1 protein-coding gene is annotated in these 442 nt (G+C 77.6%); it reads left to right on the top strand.

What is annotated here, in order from left to right:
• Positions 1–31: 31 nt before the first annotated feature.
• Positions 32–442 (top strand): AfsR/SARP family transcriptional regulator (locus tag AOK11_RS45400; RefSeq protein WP_240497506.1); only part of this gene is annotated, 411 nt, incomplete at its 3' end.

The raw sequence follows: 442 nt of genomic DNA, 5'->3' as shown, positions 1-442 counted from the left end.
CCCCGTGACCGCCCCCGGCCCACCGGAGACAATGGACCCCGTGCGCTATCGCATCCTCGGTACCACCCAGGCACTCCGCCCCGACGGCACCGTCGTCCCGGTCGGCGGGGCACGGTTGCGCGCGCTGCTGACGGTGCTCGCGCTGCGGGCCGGCCGTACGGTGCCGGTGCGTCTGCTCGTCGACGAGGTGTGGGACGGCGAACCGCCGGCCGACGCGACGGGGGCGCTGCAGGCGCTGGTGGGGCGGCTGCGCCGGGCGCTCGGCGCGGACGCGGTGGCCTCCGACGACGGCGGTTACCGCCTCACCGCCACGGCCGACGACATCGATCTGCACCGGTTCGAGCGGCTGGCCGGCGAGGGCCTGCGCGCGCTGTCCGACGGGGATCCGGCCAAGGCGGGCCTCGTCCTGGACGACGCCCTCGCCCTGTGGCGGGGCCCCGCC

The sequence above is a fragment of the Streptomyces hirsutus genome, from assembly GCF_001418415.1.
In the GTDB taxonomy this organism is placed as follows: Bacteria; Actinomycetota; Actinomycetes; order Streptomycetales; family Streptomycetaceae; genus Streptomyces; species Streptomyces hirsutus.
The sequence above is the reverse complement of the archived record's forward strand: the minus strand, read 5'-3'. Positions and strand labels throughout refer to the sequence as shown.